Raw genomic sequence first — 19259 nt, forward strand, 5'->3', positions numbered from 1 at the left:
CTCGCTTCCTTTCAACGTGTCAGCAGGGTGAGGGCGGGCGGGGGAGTGCGGTCGGGCCGGTCAGGCGTCCTGCGCGGGCTTCGCCCGGCCGAGCAGGCCGACGAGGAGGACCGAGCCGACGCCGAGCGCCACGACGCCGAGGCCGATCCGGTGCATCGGGCCGAGCGTGCCGAGCACGGCGACGCCGAGAGCCGAGCCGGCCTGGCGGGAGGCGTTCAGCGCGCCCTGGGCGGTGGCGGCGAAGCGCTGCGGCGCGGCCGTCGCCATGTCGGCCGTCGAGGCCGGGATCGCGGTGGTGGCGCACAGCGCGAGGGCGATCTGGGCGGCGACGAGGAGCGCCAGCGGGGTCTCGGTGCCGGAGAAGGAGAGGATCAGGCCGGAGACGGCGCCGGCGGTGAGGCCGAACAGGATGAGCGGCCGGGTGCCGGTCTTCGCGACCAGCCGGCCGGTGAAGAACGGCAGGACGGCGAGCGGCAGCGTCATGGGCAGGAACGCGAGCCCGGTCCGCAGCGCCGACATGCCCCGGTCCTCGACCATCCACTGGGTCATGGCGAACAGCAGCCCGTAGAAGGCGAAGGAGGCGGCGGAGCCCGCCACCAGGTCGGCCCGCACCCGGGAGAGCGAGAGCAGCGCCGGCGGCAGCGCCGGGTCCGCGGCGCGGCGTTCCACGACGGCGAGCAGGACGAAGGCCAGCAGCGCGGCCACCAGGGCGGTCACCGGCACGGCACGCCCCCAGCCGTCGGTGCCGCCGTCGACGAGCCCGAAGGTGAGCGCGCCCAGACCGGCGATGGACAGCAGCAGGCCGGGGTAGTCGATCGGGCGGTGGGCGGTGGGCCGGTCGGCCGACAGCGACCGCGCCAGCACCACGGTGATCAGCGCGATCGGCGGGTTGACGAGGAACACGAGCTGCCAGCCGCCGAGAGCGACCAGGGCCCCGCCGAGCACGGGCCCCGAGACCAGTCCGAGCGCGCTGATCGCGGCCCAGGCGCCGACGGCGCGGGAGCGCTTGGCCGGGTCCGGGTAGAGCCCGGCGAGCAGGGCGAGCGAGGCCGGCACCAGGCCCGCCGCGGCGACGCCCAGTAGGGCCCGCCCGGCGATGAGCATGCCGGCGGAGTCCGCCGCCGCGCACAGCGCCGAGACGACGCCGAACGAGATCAGGGCCGCGCGGTAGATCCGGCGCGGTCCGAAGCGGTCCGCGATCGAGCCCGCGGCCAGCATCAGGCCGGCGAACACCACGGTGTAGGCGTCCACCGTCCACGGCAGCGCACTGGCCGAGGCGTGCAGATCGTCCCGCAGGTCCGGCACCGCCACGTTGAGGATGGAGGCGTCGAGCAGGACCAGGAAGTTGCCCACGACAATGCCGAAGAAGCGACCCGCCGTCCCCGCGCTCCGCCGTGCCTGCCGGCCCCCGCCGGCAGGCCGGGTCAGCAGCTCAGAGCTCTCAGATGTCATGCCGCCAGGCTTGTGGGCGCCCGCGCGTGCGGCCAGAAACCCACCTCTACTTCGTGAACTCGGCCGGATGCGGGCGTGATTGATCTGACCGTCCTACCGCCGGCCGCCGCCCGTCCGTCCCCGGCGGCCACCGCTCCGGAGCCCCCCACCGCGTATTGCGCGGCGAGTTCAGAAAGTATTCGCGAGTCGCGGAAAAGCGGCTTGCGTACGCCCCGGCCGGAAGTTCAGAAAGTATCCGCCGAAGGCTCCTGGGCCCTTTCCCGGGCGCGCTAGCTTCGCCACCAGAAGCCGGAAATTCCGCGCAGGCCGCCGAGTTCGGCGAATGCCGCGGTCCGGTAATCCCGGAGCGGACTGGAGAACAATCCATGGCTGAGATCAAGAGCATCGCGGTGCTCGCGTACGACCGGTGCAGCGAGTCGGACACCATCATCCCCTGGGAGATCATGATCGGTGTCGCGGTCTACCTGAAGGAGACGGCCGGCGAGGACATCGAGGTCAAGCTGGTGGCCCTGGAGGAGGGCCCGGTCACCATGCAGATGGGCGCCCGGGTCGAGCCGCACGCGGTACTGCGGGACGACGACCTGTACGACGTGCTGTACGTCCCCGGCGGCCGCGGCTCCGGCGCCGCCACCAAGAACGAGCGGATCCTCGACACCATCCGCCACCACCACGTCAACGGGAAGTTCATCGGGGCCAACTGCGTCGGCGTCGGCATCCTGCAGCGCGCCGGCATCCTCGGCAAGACCCCGGTGACCTGCAGCCCGCCCATCTCCCGGCGGCTGAAGGAGGAGGGCGCCAACGTGGTGGAGCCCCGCCGCATGTGGCTCGGCGCGCCCGAGGACCGCATCTGGACCACCGCCGGCGCCGCCTCGATCAACGCCGGCACCCTCGCGATGGTCAACCACCTGTTCGGCGAGGAGGTCGGCCACGAGATGTCGATGTGGTTCGACACCCGCGCCGCCGAGGGCTACTCCCTGTTCGGCGAGCTGGGCACCGAGCTGTTCGCGTACCCCGGGGCCGAGGCCAAGATCCAGGACGAGACGGCGGACATCCTGCTCCCGCCGCTGCACTGAGGCCCCGCCCGCCGAGCGGAACTGGAGGACCAGTGATCACGTGCACCACAGTCCTGGACGTCGCCGAGGGCAGCGAGGAGCCCTTCGAGAAGGTGCTGAAGCTCCTGGTGCGGCAGGTCCGGGCGAACGAGCCGGGCACCCCGGTGTTCGAGTTCGTACGGCACCGGACCACCCCCCGCAGGTACCTGGTCGTCGAGCAGTACGTGGACGACGCGGCGCTCGCCGAACACAGCGCCAAGGAATACCTCAAGGAAATCGTCCCGGAGATGCTGACGTACCTCGCGCGGCCGCCGCAGCTCGACGCGTACGACCCGGTCGACGAGTGAACGGGAATCACAGGGAGCGGACATGAGCGAGCAGCCCTACTTCCACATCGGCGTGGTCGTGCCCGATCTGGAGAAGGCGATCGAGTACTACGAGCGGACGCAGGGCCTGGAATTCACCAAGCCCGCGCACGTGACGAATCCGCGACTCGAGGACCCGCACCCGCACGAGCAGGTCGTGCACGTCGCCTTCTCGAAACAGGGCCCGCCGTACTACGAGCTGATCGAGGCCGACGGGGACGAGGGGATCTTCTCCACCGCCAACGAGGGCCGGATCCTCTACCTCGGCCTCTGGGAGCCGGACATGGAGGGCCGGCTCGGGGCGCTCGCGGCCGAGGGCATCGGCGTCGCGGCGGCCTCGCGGAGCGCGGAGGGCGCCACGCCCGGCTGGATCATCACGGAGCCCGACGCCCTGGGTGTCCGGTACGAGTACGTCGATCTCGCGGAGAAGCAGGCCATCGAGACCTGGATCGAGACCGATGAGTTCCCGGGTCTGTGAACCCGGGCCCCGGTAGCGGTCCCAAGAGGGAGAACCCATGAAGTATGACCACATAGTCGTCGGCGCGGGCTCCTCGGGCGCCGTGCTCGCGAGCCGACTCACCGAGAACGCCGGCGTCAGCGTCCTGCTGCTGGAGGCCGGGCCCGACTGGGCGGACGTCTCCGAGATCCCCGGTGACATCACCAACGCGCGCACCGTCTCCGTGGAGGACCACGACTGGGGCTACAGCGCCGAGGCGGTGCCGGGCCGGTCCCTCACCTACGCCCGCGGCAAGGTGGCGGGCGGCTGCTCCGCGGTCAACGGCGCCATCGCGCTGCGCGGCATCCCGGCGGACTACGACGAGTGGGCCGAGCTGGGCAACGATGAGTGGTCGTGGCGCTCGATGCTGCCGTACTTCACCAAGATCGAGGACGACCAGGACTTCGACGGACCGTTCCACGGCAAGAACGGCCCGACCCCGATCGTCCGCCACACCCGCGACCAGCTCGTGCCGTTCCAGGCCGCCTACCTGGAGGCCTGCATCGACCAGGGCTTCGGCTACGTCGCCGACCACAACGACCCGGAGTCCACCGGCGTCGGCCCGATCCCCATGAACCGCCGCGGCGACCTGCGTGTCTCCACCGCGGTCGCCTACCTCACCGAGGCCCGCCGCCGGAAGAACCTCACCATCCGCTCCGGCGCCACCGTGCACCGCGTGCTCTTCCAGGGCACCCGGGCGGTCGGCGTCGAGGTGGAGACCGGCGGCCGGCTGGAGAAGGTGTACGCCGACCACGTCACCCTCTCCGCCGGCGCCCTCAACTCCCCGGCGATCCTGCTGCGTTCCGGCGTCGGCCCGGAGCAGCGGCTGCGCGCCCTCGGCATCGAGGTGGTCCTGGACCAGCCGAACGTCGGCGAGAACCTGATCGAGCACCAGCAGATCACCGTCGGCCTGCTGCCCCGCGAGGGCGTCACCGACCCCGACGACCCGGACGTGCAGGTCCTGGTCCGCTACACCAACCCGGGCTCGCAGCACTTCAACGACATGCAGATGTACTTCGTCAGCCGCTACGTCCCGGTCACCCACCGGCCGATCAGCGTGATGAGCGTGCTGCAGAAGCCGGAGTGCCGCGGCCGGGTGTCGCTCGGCAGCGCCGACCCCACCGTTCAGCCGGACATCTTCCTCAACTCCTACGGCACCGACGCCGACCGCGCCATCGCCCTGGACGGCGTCCGCCTGGCCTGGGACATCGCCAACTCCAAGCAGATCAGGGACCTCTCCAGCGGTCTGTCGGACAAGCTCACGCAGGCCCAGGTCGACGACGACACCGAGCTGCTGCGCTACATCCGGGAGAACTCCGCCACCCTGTGGCACCCGGTCGGCACCGCGAAGATGGGCCCGAGCGGCGACGAGAGCGCGGTCGTGGACCAGCGGCTGCGGGTGCACGGCATCGAGAACCTGAGCGTGGTGGACGCCTCCGTGATGCCCACGCACGTCAGCGCCAACCCCAACCTGACCTGCTACGTCATCGGTGAGCGCGCCGCCGGGTGGTTCCTCGCGGACGCCTGAGCCACCGGACGGCCCCGGACCGCCGCGCGACCTTCCGGCGGCGGCGGTCCGGGCCCGTGATCCCCGCCAAGACTGAGGAGTTGACCCCATGGCCGAAGTGTCCGACGAGGGCTCCAAGCTCGTCCGCACCTACTACGAGCAGTTCCTGACCGCTCCCGGCGACCTGCGGATCGCCGACGAGATCCTCGCCCCCGACGTGGTCTTCGACAACCCGATCTCCCCGGACGGCATCCACGGCCTGCCGGCGTACAAGGAGTTCGCGCTGCGCTGGTACGGCGGCTTCCCGGACCGCGTCTTCACCATCGACGAGCTGCTGGAGCAGGGGGACAAGGTCGCCGCGTCCTTCACCATCACCGGCACCCACCTCGGCGTGTTCATGGGCGCGGCCCCCACCGGCGAGCCGATCACGGTCCGCGGCGCGAACATCTTCCGCATCGAGGACGGGCGCATCAAGGAGGTCCACGCCTTCTTCGACCCGCGCCAGCTCCTCGGCCCGCTCGGTCTGGGCGGCTGACCCGGTGCCGGCGGCCAAGGGCCGGATCGCGGTCCTGATCGAGGAGCACTTCGACCCGTCGGAGTTCCGCGACTTCAACGCGTACTTCCCCGGGCGCGGGTACGCCGTCGACTACGTCTCCCACCTGTGGGGGCAGCCCTCGCTCACGTTCGGCAGCAACCCCGACAACGGCCGTGTCGAGGAGCACGTCACCGTCACCCGCGAGGTCTCCGCGCTGGACCTCGCCGACTACGTGGGCGTGGTCCTGATCGGCGCGTACGCCATGGACCGGCTGCGCTACCAGGTGGAGGTGCCGGGCCCGGGCAGCCGCAACAAGGCGCCCGCGGTGGAGTTCCTGCGGGCCGCGATGGCCGCGCCGGGCCTCAAGGTCGGCGCCATCTGCCACTCGCTGTGGCTGCTGTGCGCCGACCGCGCCCTGCTCGAGGGACGCAGGGTCACCTGCGCGCACAACGTCGTCTGCGACGTGGAGAACGCCGGCGCCGAGATCGTCTACGCGGACGGCGGCACCGCCGACCTGGTGGTCGACGGCGACCTGATCACCGCCAAGCACCCCCAGGTGACCGGCGACTTCATGGCCGCCTTCGTCCGCGAGGTGGAGGCGCAGGCCTGACCCCGCACGCACCGCCCGACACCTACGTACGGAGAAGTCATGCCAGACCAGCAGCAGATCCGCGCCGCCGTCGAGGGGTACGCGGAGAGTTTCGCCAAGCGGGACCGGGAGCGGTTCACCGCCCTGCTCGCCGCGGACGTCGTCCAGCACGAGCCGGTCGGCGCGCCCGCCAACCGGGGCCGGGCCGCGGTGACCGCCTTCTTCGACGGCGTCTTCGAGGTCGTCGACCGGGTCGAGTTCCGCGTCACCGACGTGGTGGTCAGCGGCGACGAGGCCGCGTTCACCTTCCACATCACCGCCCACAAGAAGGACGGCGGGGTCGTGGAGGACCGCGGCATCGACACCTTCCGGGTCGGCGACGACGGCCTGATCACCGAGATCAAGGGCTACCACGACGACGCCCACACCCAGGTCGCCGGGGGCTGAGCGGCATGCGGGGGGTGGGCGCGCCGGAGGCGGGCGTCGCGCGCGGCACCTACACCGGCAAGGTGCGACTGCACCGGGGGCGGGTGCGGCTCAGGGTGCCCGAGGAGGGGCACCACCGGGCCGCCTCACCCCTGGAGCTCTTCTTCGACCTGGTCTTCGTGGTGGCCGTGGCCGAGCTCACCGAGGTCCTGCTGCACGCCCCGACCTGGGCGGGCGTGCTGCGGTTCGGGGCGCTGTACGTCCCGATCTGGTGGGCCTGGGTCGGCTACTCCTTCTACGCCGACCGCTTCGACAACGACGACCGGATCTACCGGCTCATCATGATCGTCGCGATGATGGCGGTGCTGTCGGTTTCCGTGGCGGTGCCCCGGGCGTTCACGGGCACCGCCGGAGCGAAACGCTTCGCCCTCGGCTACTTCCTGGTGCGGCTGATCCTGCTGGGCCTCTACCTGCGGGCGCACTACCACGTGCCCCGGGCCCGGACCCTGACCACACGCTTCCTCCAGGGGTACGGGCTCGGCGCGGCGATCTGGGGGGTGTCGGCGCTGCTGCCCACGCCCCACTGCTACCTGCTGTGGGGCGCCGGCCTGCTGGCCGAGCTGCTGACACCGATCCTGTCCGCCTCGGCGGTGGCGCGGGTGCCGTTCAACGCCTCGCACATCCCGGAGCGGTTCGGCCTGTTCACCATCATCGTGCTGGGCGAGGTCGTCGCCCTCAACGCCATCGGCATCGCCGCCAGCGGGCTGCGCGCCGAGACCATGGCCGTGGTCGCGGGCTCCTTCCTGATCGCCGCCTGCCAGTGGTGGCTGGTCTTCGACCACGTCGACCCCTCACCGCTGCGCCAGTGGCGGCTCACCGGCCAGGCCTACGTGTACGGCCACCTGTTCGTGCACGGCGGCATCACGGTGACCGGCGTCGGCGGGCTGCTCGCCGCGCAGGCCGCCAACGCACGCGGCCACGGGCACCCGGCGCTGGACGGCGGTCCGGTGCTCTGCTTCGGCATGGCCGTGTTCCTGCTCGGCGTCGGCGGCATCCACCTGCTCAACGTCGGTCTCGGCGGCGATCTGCGCGCCTGGTCCCGCCTGGGCCTGGCCGCGGCGTTCACCCTCCTCGGCCTGGCCGGCGGCGGCCTTCCGCCCCTGCTGCTGGAGGCCTTCCTGGTCTGCGGCCTCTCCTGCCAGATCCTCGTGGAGACGACCAAGGCCCCCGCGGTGCCCCACACCCTGCACGGCCCCTGACGGCACCGCACCCCACCGACGACACCCGGATCCACGCCAGGGCGACATCCGTGTGACGCATGTCACGGGACGCGAAAGGGAATCGCTGGGGGCATGACAGAAGACGCGATAGCGACGAGTGGCACGGACGGGCCGTCGGACGAGGAACGGCTTGCCCAGCTCGGCTACACCCAGGTCCTCGCCCGCCGTATGTCGGCGTTCTCGAACTACGCCGTGTCCTTCACGATCATCTCGGTGCTGTCCGGCTGCCTGACCCTGTACCTGTTCGGCATGGTCACCGGCGGTCCCGCGGTGATCACCTGGGGCTGGGTGGCGGTCGGCCTGATGACCCTGTTCGTGGGGCTGTCGATGGCCGAGATCTGCTCGGCGTACCCGACGTCGGCGGGCCTGTACTTCTGGGCCCACCGCCTGGCGCCGCCCCGGTCGGCGGCGGCCTGGGCCTGGTTCACCGGCTGGTTCAACGTGCTGGGCCAGGTGGCGGTGACGGCCGGCATCGACTTCGGCGCCGCGTCGTTCCTCGGCGCCTGGCTGAACCTGCAGTTCGGCTTCGAGGTGACCCCCGGCCGCACCGTCCTGCTCTTCGCGGCGATCCTGCTCCTGCACGGCCTGCTGAACACCTTCGGCGTCCGGATCGTCGCCTTCCTGAACGGCGTCAGCGTCTGGTGGCACGTCCTGGGCGTGGCGGTGATCGTCGGCGCGCTGGCCCTCGTCCCGGACCACCACCAGACGGCGTCCTTCGTGTTCACGAAGTTCGTCAACGAGACCGGCTGGGGCAGCGGCCTCTACGTCGTCCTGCTCGGCCTGCTCATGGCCCAGTACACCTTCACGGGCTACGACGCCTCGGCCCACATGACCGAGGAGACCCACGACGCCTCGACGGCGGGCCCCAAGGGCATCGTCCGCTCCATCTGGACCTCCTGGATCGCCGGCTTCGTCCTGCTCCTCGGTTTCACCTTCGCCATCCAGTCGTACGACAAGGAGCTGGCCTCCCCGACCGGCGCGCCCCCGGCCCAGATCCTCCTGGACGCGCTGGGCGCCACGGCCGGCAAGCTCCTGCTCCTGGTCGTGATCGGCGCCCAGCTCTTCTGCGGAATGGCCTCGGTGACCGCCAACAGCCGCATGATCTACGCCTTCTCCCGCGACGGCGCGCTGCCCTTCTCCCGCGTCTGGCACACGGTCAGCCCCCGCACCCGCACCCCCGTGGCGGCGGTCTGGCTGGCCGCGCTCGGCGCCCTCGCCCTCGGTCTGCCCTACCTCATCAACTCCACGGCCTACGCGGCGGTGACCTCGATCGCGGTCATCGGCCTCTACATCGCCTACGTCGTCCCGACCTTCCTCCGGGTCCGCAGGGGCGCGGCCTTCGAGCGGGGCCCGTGGCACCTGGGCCGCTGGTCGATCCCCGTCGGCCTGGTATCCGTCACCTGGGTGGCGGTCATCACGGTCCTGTTCATGCTCCCCCAGGTCTCCCCGGTCACCTGGAAGACCTTCAACTACGCCCCGGTCGCCGTCCTCGTCGTGCTGGGCTTCGCCGCGACCTGGTGGCTGGCCTCGGCCCGCCACTGGTTCCTGCGACCGGCCGTCACCCGCGCCCCCGAGCCGGCCGGAACGGTCGAGAACTAGTCACGTCCCCCACCCGACGCGGCCGGGTCGCCGATACCCGATCGGAGACCCGGCCGCGTCCGGCTATGCTCGGACAGGCAACATCGCCTGGGCCCTTAGCTCAATTGGCAGAGCAGTGGACTTTTAATCCATTGGTTGTGGGTTCGAGTCCCACAGGGCCTACGAAGGACCGCCCCCGGCTCGACGACACACCGAGCCGGGGGCGAGCCGTTTCCCGGGGTTCTCCGCCTCCGCCGGCCGGTGCCCGGCGGCCCGTCGAAGGGACTCGCCGTGACCCAGCCGCACACCGACGGCCGGCCCGGGGCCCTGCTCCCGGCCCTCGCGTCCATGACCCTGCTGGCCGCCGCCGTCATCGTCCACGACCGGTCCGCCGGCCGGGTGGTCCTCCTGCGGCGCGGCGAGCGGGCCAAGTTCGGGCGAGGCCTGTGGGACCTGCCGGTGGGCAAGAGCGAACCGGGCGAGCCGGTCACCGCCACCGCCGTGCGCGAGCTGTACGAGGAGACCGGCCTGACGGTGCGGCCCGAGGCGCTGGAGGTCGCGCACCTCGTCCACGGCGCCCGGGGCGCCGAGGCTCCGGACGGCTATCTCACCGTCGTCTTCGCCGCCCACGAGTGGACCGGGGAGCCCGAGAACCGGGAACCGGCCAAGCACGCCCAGGTCCGCTGGACCGGCGTCGACGAGCTGCCCGAGGACTGTGTGCCCTCGGCCCGCCGCGCACTGCGCGGGTACCTCGGCGGTGGCGTCGGGGTGTCGCTCCACGGGTGGGGCGGTCCCGCACAGCCGCCCGGGGGGTCCTAGGCCGTGTCCGCGAAGTCGCGTCTGCGTCGCGGCGCCCGGCACGCACTCTCGCCGCACCGGCCGAAAGCCCGAGTACACCCAGTACGAGGGCATCCGGCCGGCACTCCCCCAGCCTTCGGCCGGGGGGACCCCCAGAGCACGCACCGGACGCCGCGACGCCCGCCCCACGGGCGAACGACGCGACTTCGCGGACACGACCTAGAGTGCGGGGATGAGTTCGCGGGCGTATCTGTCGGAGCTGTTCTCGCTGGACGGTCTGGCCGCCGTGGTGACCGGGGGCAGTTCCGGCATCGGGCGCGCCGTCGCCGGCGCCCTGGCGCGCGCCGGGGCGAGCGTGGTGGTGGTGGCGCGCGGGGAGGAGCAACTCGACGCCACGGTCCGGGAGCTGGCGGCCGACGGCTGCCGGGCGGCCCGGGTGAGCGGCGACCTGAGCACCCGCGCGGGGGTGCGCGCCGCGGCCGAGAAGGCGGCCGGGGTGTTCGGCGAGCCCGACATCCTCGTCAACTGCGCCGGGATCAATCTGCGGCCCCCGATGGGCGAGGTGGGCGAGGACGTCTGGGACGCCACCATGGCGGTCAACCTGGAAGCGCCCTTCCTGCTCGGGCAGCGGTTCGGACCCGGCATGGCCGAACGCGGCTTCGGGCGGATCGTCCACGTCACCTCCCAGCAGGCGCACCGGGCGTTCGTGCAGAGCGGCGCCTACGGCGTCTCCAAGGGCGCGCTGGAGTCGCTGGCCCGGTCCCAGGCCGAGGCGTGGTCGCCGTACGGGGTCACCTGCAACACGCTGGTGCCCGGGTTCGTCATGACGCCGCTCAACGCGCGTCTGTCGTCCGACCCGGAGCGGGTGGCGGAGCTCGCCGCCCGCACGATGGTGGGGCGCAACGGCCTGGCCGAGGACTTCGCGGGCGCCGCGGTGTTCCTGGCGAGCCGTGCCTCCGCCTACGTCACCGGCCAGTCCGTCTTCGTCGACGGCGGCCTCTCCGTGCACTAGTCCGGGACCGCCCGGACCCGGGCAGGCCCGCGTTCAGCCCGCGCTCAGTTCGGGCAGCAGGTCCAACTCGCCGAGCGGCAGCGTGTGCTGGGTCTGCAGGACCTTCGCGCGCAGGTAGCGGACGTTGTGGGCGGTGGTGAAGACGCCGGTCGGCACCCGGTCCCGGACGAGTACGCCGAGCGAGCGCAACTGCTCCGCCTTGTCCGGGTTGTTGGAGAGCAGGTCCAGCTCCCCGATGCCGAGCGCGCGGAGCATCTGGGCGGCGGCCGTGTAGTCGCGGGCGTCCTCGGGGAGGCCGAGCGCGGCGTTGGCCTCGTAGGTGTCGAGGCCCTGGTCCTGCAGGGCGTAGGCGTCGAGCTTGTTGTACAGGCCGATGCCGCGCCCCTCCTGGCGGAGGTAGAGCAGCACGCCCCCGCGCTCGGCGATGCGCTCGACCGCCTCGCGGAGCTGCGGCCCGCAGTCGCAGCGGGCCGAGCCGAAGACGTCCCCGGTCAGGCACTCGGAGTGCAGCCGCACCAGCGGAACCGCGCCTGGCTCGCCGAGGACGACGGCGACGTGCTCCTGGCCGTCGTCCAGGCCGTGGAAGGTGACGAGTTCGGCGTCGACGCGGTAGCCGTCGTGAAAGTGCAGCGGCACCCGCACGCGGGCGCGCTGGGTGGCGGCGGGGGTGTCGGACATGCGGGCCTCCGGGTTCCGTCCCTGGGCATCTGCTTCAGATTTGAAGCAGTAGCTCAATCCCGGACACTACCTCATGCTTAAAAGTTCAAGCAACGGATTTCGCGCGGGTCGGCTTCGCGGGCTCCGCGCCCGGACCGCCCGGGGCCAGGGCTCAGGAGCGGGGCGGCTCGGGCGGCTGTCCCGGACAGGGCGACGACCGCCGCCGCCAGGGCACGTCCTCCGGCGCGGCCCCCGTCTCCTCCCCCTCCAGCACCCGGGCCACCCCGGCGCAGATCTCCTCCAGCTGCCCCACCTGCTCGGGCGTGAGCCGGTCGAACAGGGTCGTGCGGACCGTCTCGACGTGCCCGGGTGCCGTACGCTCCAGCACGGCCGTGCCCTCCGGCGTCAGCACCGCGAGACTGCTGCGCCGGTCCTGGCTGCAGTCCTCCCGGCGCACCAGCCCGTCCCGCTCCAGCCTGGTCACCGCGTAGGTCAGCCTGCTGCGGGTGATCTTCAGGGTCTCGGCGAGGTCGGTCATGCGCAGTCGCCGGCCGGGCGCCTCGGAGAGGTTGGCCAGCACGGAGTAGAACAGGTGGGGCATGCCGGCCTCCTGCTGGAGCTGCCGGTCGATGGCGTCCTCCAGCAGCCGGGAGGCGGCGATGTAGGCGCGCCAGGCGCGCTGCTCCTCGGGAGTGAGCCAGCGGGTCGTCATGCCGCCAGTGTAGGTTTGTTTCAAACTTGAACCAAGATTCGAATGTGAACAAGGCTCCGCCGGGGTCTTCGCGAGGGAGCGCGCCGATGCCGTACCCGTACGTCCTGCTGTCCGCCGCCGTCTCCCTCGACGGCTATCTGGACGACACCGGCCCCGACCGGCTGCTGCTCTCCGGCCCGGCCGACTTCGACCGCGTCGACGAGGTGCGGGCCTCGGTGGACGCCATCCTGATCGGCGCCGGCACCATCCGCGCCGACAACCCCCGGCTCCTCGTCAACTCGCCCGCGCGCCGCGCCGCCCGGGTCGCCGAGGGCCGCCCGGCGTACCCGCTCAAGGTCGCCGTCACCGCCTCCGGAGACCTCGACCCGGCCGCGAACTTCTGGCACACCGGCGGCGAGAAGGTCGTGTACAGCACGGACCGGGGCGCCCAACGGGCCGCCCGCGTCCTCGGCGGGACCGCCGACGTGGTCCCGCTCGGCCCCGAGCTCGACTGGCGCGCCCTGCTGGCCCACCTGCACGACGTGCGCGGGGTGCGGCGCCTGATGGTCGAGGGCGGCGGAACCGTCCACACCCAGCTCCTCCAGCAGGGCCTCGCCGACGAACTCCAGCTCGTCCTCGCCCCGCTGTTCGTCGGCGACCCGGCCGCCCCGCGCCTGTTCGGCCCGGGCGGGTACCAGGGCGGCCGGCTCCGGCTCACCGAGTCCCGCCGGATCGAGGACGTCGTCCTCATGCGCTACGAACCCACCGCCCCCGGCGCCGGCCCCGCGCCGGCCGCCGCCGACCGGCGCTGGCTGGCCACCGCCTGCGAGCTGGCCGCCCTGTGCCCGCCCTCCCGCACGGCGTTCAGCGTCGGCGCGGTGGTGGTGGCCGCCGACGGCGCCGAGCTGGCCCGCGGCCACTCGCGCGAGGGCGGCGACCCCGTCGTGCACGCCGAGGAGGCGGCCCTGGCCAAGCTGGACCCCGCCGACCCCCGGCTGCCCGGCGCCACCGTCTACAGCAGCCTGGAGCCCTGCTCCCGCCGCGCCTCCCGCCCCGCACCCTGTGCCGAGCTGATCCTGCGCGCGGGCGTGCGCCGGGTGGTCACGGCCTGGCGGGAGCCGGACACCTTCGTGCCCGGCGCCGACGGCGCCGGAGTGCTGGCGGCGGCCGGCGTGGACGTCGTCCTGCTCCCCGAGTACGAGGGCCCGGCCAAGGCGCCGAACGCCCATCTGCTGCCCTGAGCGGCGCCGCGCGGAAACGTGTGTGCGGAGCACCCCCGGACATGACGTATGCTTGAGACACAACGACGCGGGGTGGAGCAGCTCGGTAGCTCGCTGGGCTCATAACCCAGAGGTCGCAGGTTCAAATCCTGTCCCCGCTACTGAAGACTCAGGGCCGGAATCCAGTTCATGGATTCCGGCCCTGAGTGCTTTCCGTCGCCTGTCCGCACGGCCGCCCCATGGAAGCCGAGTGGCGTACGTCACAGCAGGTCATCCGCTCGGGCCACAGCGGTCGCCCGCCTCCCGCGCCCCCGCCACGCTGGTCTCACGTCGAGGACACGGGAGACCAGCAGTGCGCCCTGGTGAGGTGGAGGACAGCCCGTACGCCAGGGCGGCCGGCCGGCTCCCCGGCGGACCCGTTCCGGACCCGGACCCGGACCCGGTCCTCGGCGCCGGCCGCGCGCCGCTGCCCCCGGAGCGCCGCCGCTCCGCCGGGCGCAGCCTGCCCCACGCCCTCGCCCTCCTGCTCATCGCCGGCGGGCTCCTGTACGACCTGCTGACCCCGCGCGAGTTCACCGCCGTGCCCTTCTTCACCGCCGCCCCGCTGGTCGCCGCACCCCTGACCTCGCTGCGCACCACGCTCCTCACCGGACTGGCCGCACTGGGCGCCACCTACGCGGTGCACGCCCACTTCGGCCCCGGCCTGGACGTCAACACCGTCACCCAGGTGGTCACCGTGGCCACGGTCGCCCTGCTGGCCGTCGTCATCAACCGGGTCGTACGCCTCGGCGACCGGCGGCTCGCCTCCGTCCGGGAGATCGCCGAGGCCGCCCAGCGGGCCGTGCTGCCCGAGCCCGCTCCCCGTATCGCCGGCCTCGACATCGCGGCCCGGTACGAGGCGGCGCAGGAGGGCGCGTCCATCGGCGGCGACCTGTACGCGGTGCAGGACGGCCCGTACGGCGTGCGGCTGGTCGTCGGGGACGTGCGCGGCAAGGGCATGGGCGCGGTCGCCGCCGTCGCCGTGGTGATCGGGGCGTTCCGGGAGGCCGCCGAACAGGAGCCCACGCTGGAGGCGGTGGCCGGGCGGCTGGAGCGGGCGCTGGCCCGCGAGGGCGCCCGGCGCGACGGGGCGGACGCGCTGGAGGGCTTCACCACCGTCGTCCTCGCCGAACTGCCGCCCGGCGAAGGGGTGGTGCGGATCGTCAACCGCGGTCATCCGCCGCCCCTGCTGCTGCACGCCGACGGCGCCCTGCACGTCCTGACCGCGGGCGAGCCCGCGCTGCCGCTCGGCCTGGGCGAGCTCGGCCGGCGCCCCGACCGCGCGGCCGAGTCCCGCTTCCCGGCCGGCGCCACCCTGCTGCTCCACACCGACGGCCTCACCGAGGCCCGGGACGCCCACGGCCGGTTCTACGACCCGGTGCGCCGGCTCGCCGGCCGCCGCTGCACCGACCCGCGGACCCTGCTCACCCGGCTCGCCGCGGAGGTCAGACGGCACTCCGGGGGCGGCATGGCGGACGACATGGCACTGCTCGCCGTACGCCGGCCCTGACCCGAGGTGACCGAAAGTGATCGGATGGAAGCCCTCCGCTTGCCCGCTGAGTCACCATCAAAAACCTCGTGACTCCTGAATGCCGGTCAACTCGCCCGTTTTCCACGGCCGCGCGGCGTACGTCCACCCCCGGAAACGTTAATGATCAAGCCGAACGGCTTGGAATCTCACACGTGAGTCTATTAACGTTCGATAACGCAGCGCGGTCGTCCCAGCCGTCACAAGAGGCGGCTCCGTGCGCACGCGCCGAATCCCGCAAGGGAACCGGGGAACCACCACCTTGGGGTGAATCACGCGGATGCCACCGTGAACCGATCCGGTTCCCGGTACGTATACGCGCGTAGGAGACCTTCCTGCTCCGAACCCGTCAGCTAACCCGGTAGGCGGAGGAAGGAAAGGAGTACGCCCGCGTGGCGTCCAACCGGCCTGCCCCCGAAGCCCCATACGTGCCCAGCCAGCCCGACACCGAAACGTTCGGCTACGGCGGCTACCGCGCCGAAGAGGGCCCCTGGGAGGAGTGGAACCCCACCGAGGAGTCCATCCGCCCCGTACGCGGCCGGCACCGCGTCGCCAAGCAGCGCGGCGGCGGACTCGCCCGCAGCTCCACCGTCCTCGGCGTCGGCGTCATAGCGGCCGTCGGCGCGGGCGGCATGGCCAGCGCCCACACCGGCAAGCCGCCGGTGTCCATCTCCATGCCCGATCTGCCGTCCGTCGGCTCCCTGTTCGGCGACGACCACGCCGAGGCGGCCGAGGCCACCACGGCTTCCCTCAGCACGGTCGGCACCACCGCGGCCGCCGAAAGCGACCAGGGCGGCTCCGACGCGGGCGAGACCCTGCGCAGCCGGATCATGGCCCAGGCCGAGCAGCAGCAGAGCAAGGCCGACTCCAAGGCCGCCGCGGCAGCGGCGGCCGCCGCCGAGAAGCAGGCCGCCGACGCGGCCGCCAAGGCGAAGGAGGAAGCCGCCGCCAAGGCCGCCGAGGCCAAGAAGGAGGCCGAGGCCGCCGCGGAGAAGAAGGCGGAGGCGGAGCGGCTGGCCGAGCTGGCCAAGCAGTACACGCTGCCGACGTCCTCGTACACGATCACCTCGACGTTCGGCCAGGCCGGCTCGATGTGGTCCTCCGGCTACCACACCGGCCTCGACTTCGCCGCGCCCACCGGCACGCTGATCAAGGCCATCCACAGCGGCACCATCACCGAGGCGGGCTGGGCCGGCTCCTACGGCTACCGCACCATTCTCACCCTCGACGACGGCACCGAGCTGTGGTTCTGCCACCAGTCCTCGATCAGCGTCTCCGTCGGCCAGAAGGTCAGCACCGGCGACGTCATCGGCCGCGTCGGCGCCACCGGCAACGTCACCGGACCGCACCTGCACCTGGAGGTCCACCCCGGCGGCGCGGCCACCGGCATCGACCCGATGGCGTGGCTGCACGGCAAGGGCCTCAACCCCTGATTCCGGCCCGGGCCCGACCCGGCCCGGCGCCGCGCACCGTCTTCCCGGCGGCCCCGACTCCCCTTGGAGTCGGGGCCGCCGGTCTTGTTCACACACCGTTCGCGTGAATCCGGAATGGGCGGTATGGGGTTGATCGTTGTAACAGGGCATGACTGTTTCCCTGCGCAAGATCGGCTCCTCCGACCTCGAGGTCTTCCCGCTCGCCCTCGGCGGCAACGTCTTCGGCTGGACCGCCGACGAGAAGACCTCCTTCGCCGTCCTCGACGCCTACACGGCCGCGGGCGGCAACTTCGTCGACACCGCCGACTCCTACTCGGCGTGGATCGAGGGCAACGAGGGCGGTGAGTCGGAGACCATCATCGGCAAGTGGCTCAAGGCCCGCGGCAACCGCTCCGACGTCGTCGTCGCGACCAAGGTCAGCCAGCACCCGCAGTACCAGGGGCTGAGCGCGGCCAACATCAAGGCCGCCGCCGACGCCTCCCTGCGCCGCCTGGACACCGACTACATCGACCTCTACTACACGCACTTCGACAAGCCCGAGGTGCCGGTGGAGGAGATCGTCGGCGCCCTGGACGAGCTGGTGAAGGCGGGCAAGGTCCGGCAGATCGCCGCCTCCAACATCAGCCCCGAGCGGCTGCGGGCCTCCCTCGACTTCTCCGACCGCGAGGGCCTGGCCCGCTACGTGGCCCTCCAGCCCCACTACAACCTGGTCTCCCGCGACACCTACGAGGGCCCGCTGCAGGACCTCGCCGCCCGCGAGGGGCTCGCCGCGGTCCCGTACTTCGCCCTCGCCTCGGGCTTCCTGACCGGCAAGTACCGCCCCGGCACGACGGTCGACAGCGCCCGCGCCGGCTCCGCCGCCAAGCACCTCGACTCCGAGCGCGGTCAGCGGGTGCTCACGGCCCTGGACGAGGTCGCCGGAGCCCACGACGCCCCCGTCGCCACGGTCGCCCTCGCCTGGCTGGCCGCCCAGCCGACGGTCACCGCCCCCATCGCCTCGGCCCGCACGGTGGAACAGCTCCCCGCGCTGCTGGGCGTGGCGGAGCTGCGGCTCACCCAGGAGGAAGTGGACCGCCTGAACCAGGCCTCCGCCTGACCCCGGCCGGAGGGCGGACGCCCGGTCAGGACCGGTACGGGTTGTACCCGGGGTACCCGGGCGGCGGCGCGGACGGGTTCCCGTAGGGGGCGGGCGGGTTCGGCGCCGCGCCGTACGGCACCGGCGGATATCCGTACGGGACACCCTGGTGCCCGTACGCCCCCGGGTGTCCGTACGCCGCCGGGCGGCCTGCGGGCATCGCCGGATACCCGTACCGCGCCCAGTACGCCGAGGCCGCCGGCACCGGGGCCACGGTCCTGGCCGCGTGCTCCAGCGCCGGCCGGGCCACCTCCCGGCGCCGCCACAGCTCGGCGAGCAGCTCCTGCTCCCGGACGGCGGAACCGGCGCCGGCCCGGCCCCGGCGCCCACGGTGCCGCAGGAAGGCGAGCGAGGTGGCGTACGCCTCGTACTGCGCGACCGCCCGCGCGGCGGGCCGCCCGCCGAGGTGGCGGCGGGCGTGGTCCCGGGCGGCGCGGCGCGCCCGCATCGACCCGAGGACGAACGGTTCGGCAGGCCCGAGCCACCCGGCGTACACGTACGCGGGCAGCTCCTCCCGCACGGTCCGCAGCTCGCGCTGCCGGGTCCAGACCGCCAGCCAGGTCAGCAGCCCGAACGCGGGGAGCATGAAGGCGGCGTAGACGGCGAGGAACCCGAACCGGCCGAAGGTCGCGGAGCCGTTCCACAGGGCGTGCATGCCCATCGCCAGCAGCAGTCCGCCGAGCGGGACCAGGGCGCGCCGGGCCCGGCCGCGTTCGGTGGAGAGCGCGGCGAGGCCGAAGCCGATGCCGGTGAGCACGGTGAACAGGGGGTGCGCGAACGGCGACATCACGACGCGCACGAAGAAGGTGGCGGCGGTGACGGAGGCGATGCCGTGGCCGCCGCTGAGCTGGTCGGTCCCGAAGGCCGTGCCCAGGTAGAGGATGTTCTCGGTGAACGCGAAGCCGGTGGCGGTGACCCCGGCTATCACCACGCCGTCGACGATCCCGGTGAAGTCCCGTCTGCGGAAGAGGAAGACCAGCAGCACGGCAGCGGCCTTCGCGGACTCCTCCACGACGGGCGCTATCAGGGTGGCGCCCAGGGTGTCGGCGCCGGCCGGATCGGCGGTCGAGGTGGCTATCCACTTCGTCGCGAAACTGTTGGCGACGATGGCGATCAGCGCCGCCGCGCAGGCGCCCCAGGCGAACGCGAAGACCAGGTTCCGCCAGGGGCCGGGTTCGACCCGGTCCAGCCAGCGGAAGGCGGCCAGGAGCCACGGCACGGGCAGCACGGCGAGGCCGAGCCCGACCAGGAAGCCCTGGGTACCGGTCTGGCGGCGCACCAGCGCCAGGATGACCAGGCCGGACAGCGCCAGCAGCGTGATCAGCGCCCCGTAGCGCACCCACCGGCGCTGCCACCAGTGCGGGTGCGTTCCGCTTCCGGGACCGGGGGAGTAGCTCGGGGACGGAGGACTGATGGCCACGGCATCGACCCTAACGGTGACCGGGGGAAGGGGCTGGTGCTGGTCG

19 protein-coding genes, 2 tRNA genes and 1 riboswitch are annotated in these 19259 nt (G+C 72.6%); of the genes, 17 read left to right on the forward strand and 4 right to left on the reverse strand.

Translation table 11 applies throughout. The features are described 5' to 3' along the window. Positions 1 to 60: 60 nt before the first annotated feature. Complete coding sequence (locus ACFYU0_RS34590) at positions 61 to 1452, reverse strand: MFS transporter (protein WP_351661347.1); 1392 nt, start codon at positions 1450 to 1452, stop codon at positions 61 to 63. A 365-nt stretch (positions 1453 to 1817) separates the two neighbouring features. Here ACFYU0_RS34590 and ACFYU0_RS34595 point away from each other — a divergent pair, with 365 nt between their 5' ends. The 12 genes from ACFYU0_RS34595 to ACFYU0_RS34650 all read left to right on the forward strand — a co-directional run bounded on the left by ACFYU0_RS34595 (position 1818) and on the right by ACFYU0_RS34650 (position 11090). Then, positions 1818 to 2525 carry a DJ-1/PfpI family protein gene (locus ACFYU0_RS34595; protein ID WP_351661344.1) on the forward strand — a complete coding sequence of 236 codons (708 nt, stop codon included), beginning with the start codon at positions 1818 to 1820 and terminating at the stop codon, positions 2523 to 2525. A gap of 32 nt (positions 2526 to 2557) precedes the next feature. Continuing rightward, positions 2558 to 2851 (forward strand): putative quinol monooxygenase, encoded by a 294-nt coding sequence (locus ACFYU0_RS34600; protein WP_351661341.1) that lies wholly within the window; start codon positions 2558 to 2560, stop codon positions 2849 to 2851. A 22-nt stretch (positions 2852 to 2873) separates the two neighbouring features. Beyond that, entirely contained in the window at positions 2874 to 3347 is a 474-nt protein-coding gene (locus ACFYU0_RS34605; protein ID WP_389306349.1) for a VOC family protein, read from the forward strand. A 37-nt stretch (positions 3348 to 3384) separates the two neighbouring features. Next, the gene (locus ACFYU0_RS34610) at positions 3385 to 4893 is read left to right on the forward strand and encodes a GMC family oxidoreductase (RefSeq protein ID WP_389306351.1); all 1509 of its coding nucleotides are present in this window, start codon (positions 3385 to 3387) and stop codon (positions 4891 to 4893) included. An 88-nt stretch (positions 4894 to 4981) separates the two neighbouring features. Then, positions 4982 to 5407: an ester cyclase gene (locus ACFYU0_RS34615; RefSeq protein WP_351661333.1), complete on the forward strand. Its 426-nt coding sequence runs from the start codon at positions 4982 to 4984 to the stop codon at positions 5405 to 5407. Between the two features lie 4 nt (positions 5408 to 5411). Then, the gene (locus ACFYU0_RS34620; protein ID WP_389306353.1) at positions 5412 to 6017 is read left to right on the forward strand and encodes a DJ-1/PfpI family protein; all 606 of its coding nucleotides are present in this window, start codon (positions 5412 to 5414) and stop codon (positions 6015 to 6017) included. 39 nt (positions 6018 to 6056) lie between these two features. Beyond that, complete coding sequence (locus ACFYU0_RS34625; RefSeq protein WP_351661327.1) at positions 6057 to 6443, forward strand: nuclear transport factor 2 family protein; 387 nt, start codon at positions 6057 to 6059, stop codon at positions 6441 to 6443. A 5-nt stretch (positions 6444 to 6448) separates the two neighbouring features. Then, positions 6449 to 7681 carry a low temperature requirement protein A gene (locus ACFYU0_RS34630; RefSeq protein ID WP_389306355.1) on the forward strand — a complete coding sequence of 411 codons (1233 nt, stop codon included), beginning with the start codon at positions 6449 to 6451 and terminating at the stop codon, positions 7679 to 7681. 93 nt (positions 7682 to 7774) lie between these two features. Continuing rightward, positions 7775 to 9301 carry an amino acid permease gene (locus tag ACFYU0_RS34635; RefSeq protein ID WP_351661321.1) on the forward strand — a complete coding sequence of 509 codons (1527 nt, stop codon included), beginning with the start codon at positions 7775 to 7777 and terminating at the stop codon, positions 9299 to 9301. Between the two features lie 89 nt (positions 9302 to 9390). After that, positions 9391 to 9463: transfer RNA gene (locus tag ACFYU0_RS34640), tRNA-Lys, on the forward strand. 108 nt (positions 9464 to 9571) lie between these two features. Continuing rightward, positions 9572 to 10099 carry an NUDIX domain-containing protein gene (locus ACFYU0_RS34645; protein ID WP_351661318.1) on the forward strand — a complete coding sequence of 176 codons (528 nt, stop codon included), beginning with the start codon at positions 9572 to 9574 and terminating at the stop codon, positions 10097 to 10099. 211 nt (positions 10100 to 10310) lie between these two features. After that, positions 10311 to 11090 (forward strand): SDR family oxidoreductase, encoded by a 780-nt coding sequence (locus ACFYU0_RS34650; protein ID WP_351661315.1) that lies wholly within the window; start codon positions 10311 to 10313, stop codon positions 11088 to 11090. Positions 11091 to 11123: 33 nt separating this feature from the next. On the opposite strand, the gene ribA is transcribed toward ACFYU0_RS34650, so the two are convergent. Beyond that, entirely contained in the window at positions 11124 to 11768 is a 645-nt protein-coding gene (gene ribA, locus ACFYU0_RS34655) for a GTP cyclohydrolase II (RefSeq protein WP_389306358.1), read from the reverse strand. A 151-nt stretch (positions 11769 to 11919) separates the two neighbouring features. Beyond that, positions 11920 to 12459 (reverse strand): MarR family transcriptional regulator, encoded by a 540-nt coding sequence (locus ACFYU0_RS34660; RefSeq protein ID WP_351661310.1) that lies wholly within the window; start codon positions 12457 to 12459, stop codon positions 11920 to 11922. An 86-nt stretch (positions 12460 to 12545) separates the two neighbouring features. Between ACFYU0_RS34660 and ACFYU0_RS34665 the strand changes: the two genes are divergently transcribed. The 5 genes from ACFYU0_RS34665 to ACFYU0_RS34685 all read left to right on the forward strand — a co-directional run bounded on the left by ACFYU0_RS34665 (position 12546) and on the right by ACFYU0_RS34685 (position 17754). Continuing rightward, a complete protein-coding gene (locus tag ACFYU0_RS34665) occupies positions 12546 to 13679 on the forward strand; it encodes a dihydrofolate reductase family protein (protein WP_351661307.1) in 1134 nt (377 codons plus the stop codon). A 66-nt stretch (positions 13680 to 13745) separates the two neighbouring features. Next, positions 13746 to 13819 (forward strand) — tRNA-Met (locus tag ACFYU0_RS34670). A 191-nt stretch (positions 13820 to 14010) separates the two neighbouring features. Continuing rightward, complete coding sequence (locus ACFYU0_RS34675) at positions 14011 to 15207, forward strand: PP2C family protein-serine/threonine phosphatase (RefSeq protein ID WP_389306361.1); 1197 nt, start codon at positions 14011 to 14013, stop codon at positions 15205 to 15207. A gap of 234 nt (positions 15208 to 15441) precedes the next feature. Then, positions 15442 to 15610, forward strand: a riboswitch (cyclic di-AMP (ydaO/yuaA leader). A gap of 7 nt (positions 15611 to 15617) precedes the next feature. Beyond that, positions 15618 to 16658, forward strand: coding sequence for a M23 family metallopeptidase (locus ACFYU0_RS34680; protein WP_389306363.1), 1041 nt, complete (start codon positions 15618 to 15620; stop codon positions 16656 to 16658). A gap of 148 nt (positions 16659 to 16806) precedes the next feature. Beyond that, complete coding sequence (locus tag ACFYU0_RS34685) at positions 16807 to 17754, forward strand: aldo/keto reductase (RefSeq protein ID WP_351661298.1); 948 nt, start codon at positions 16807 to 16809, stop codon at positions 17752 to 17754. A gap of 25 nt (positions 17755 to 17779) precedes the next feature. Here ACFYU0_RS34685 and ACFYU0_RS34690 read toward each other — a convergent pair whose 3' ends face one another. Then, a complete protein-coding gene (locus ACFYU0_RS34690; protein ID WP_389306366.1) occupies positions 17780 to 19213 on the reverse strand; it encodes a PrsW family intramembrane metalloprotease in 1434 nt (477 codons plus the stop codon). Positions 19214 to 19259 lie beyond the last annotated feature (46 nt).

It is taken from the genome of Streptomyces sp. NPDC003720, assembly GCF_042875075.1.
In the GTDB taxonomy this organism is placed as follows: Bacteria; Actinomycetota; Actinomycetes; order Streptomycetales; family Streptomycetaceae; genus Streptomyces.

Bases quoted from the DNA above. Each gene is read 5' to 3' on its own strand.
- ACFYU0_RS34590 (WP_351661347.1), bottom strand. From the start codon at position 1,452: ATGACATCTGAGAGCTCTGAGCTGCTGACCCGGCCTGCCGGCGGGGGC.
- ACFYU0_RS34595 (WP_351661344.1), top strand. From the start codon at position 1,818: ATGGCTGAGATCAAGAGCATCGCGGTGCTCGCGTACGACCGGTGCAGC.
- ACFYU0_RS34605 (WP_389306349.1), top strand. From the start codon at position 2,874: ATGAGCGAGCAGCCCTACTTCCACATCGGCGTGGTCGTGCCCGATCTG.
- ACFYU0_RS34610 (WP_389306351.1), top strand. From the start codon at position 3,385: ATGAAGTATGACCACATAGTCGTCGGCGCGGGCTCCTCGGGCGCCGTG.
- ACFYU0_RS34615 (WP_351661333.1), top strand. From the start codon at position 4,982: ATGGCCGAAGTGTCCGACGAGGGCTCCAAGCTCGTCCGCACCTACTAC.
- ACFYU0_RS34625 (WP_351661327.1), top strand. From the start codon at position 6,057: ATGCCAGACCAGCAGCAGATCCGCGCCGCCGTCGAGGGGTACGCGGAG.
- ACFYU0_RS34630 (WP_389306355.1), top strand. From the start codon at position 6,449: ATGCGGGGGGTGGGCGCGCCGGAGGCGGGCGTCGCGCGCGGCACCTAC.
- ACFYU0_RS34635 (WP_351661321.1), top strand. From the start codon at position 7,775: ATGACAGAAGACGCGATAGCGACGAGTGGCACGGACGGGCCGTCGGAC.
- ACFYU0_RS34650 (WP_351661315.1), top strand. From the start codon at position 10,311: ATGAGTTCGCGGGCGTATCTGTCGGAGCTGTTCTCGCTGGACGGTCTG.
- ribA (WP_389306358.1), bottom strand. From the start codon at position 11,768: ATGTCCGACACCCCCGCCGCCACCCAGCGCGCCCGCGTGCGGGTGCCG.
- ACFYU0_RS34660 (WP_351661310.1), bottom strand. From the start codon at position 12,459: ATGACGACCCGCTGGCTCACTCCCGAGGAGCAGCGCGCCTGGCGCGCC.
- ACFYU0_RS34665 (WP_351661307.1), top strand. From the start codon at position 12,546: ATGCCGTACCCGTACGTCCTGCTGTCCGCCGCCGTCTCCCTCGACGGC.
- ACFYU0_RS34685 (WP_351661298.1), top strand. From the start codon at position 16,807: ATGACTGTTTCCCTGCGCAAGATCGGCTCCTCCGACCTCGAGGTCTTC.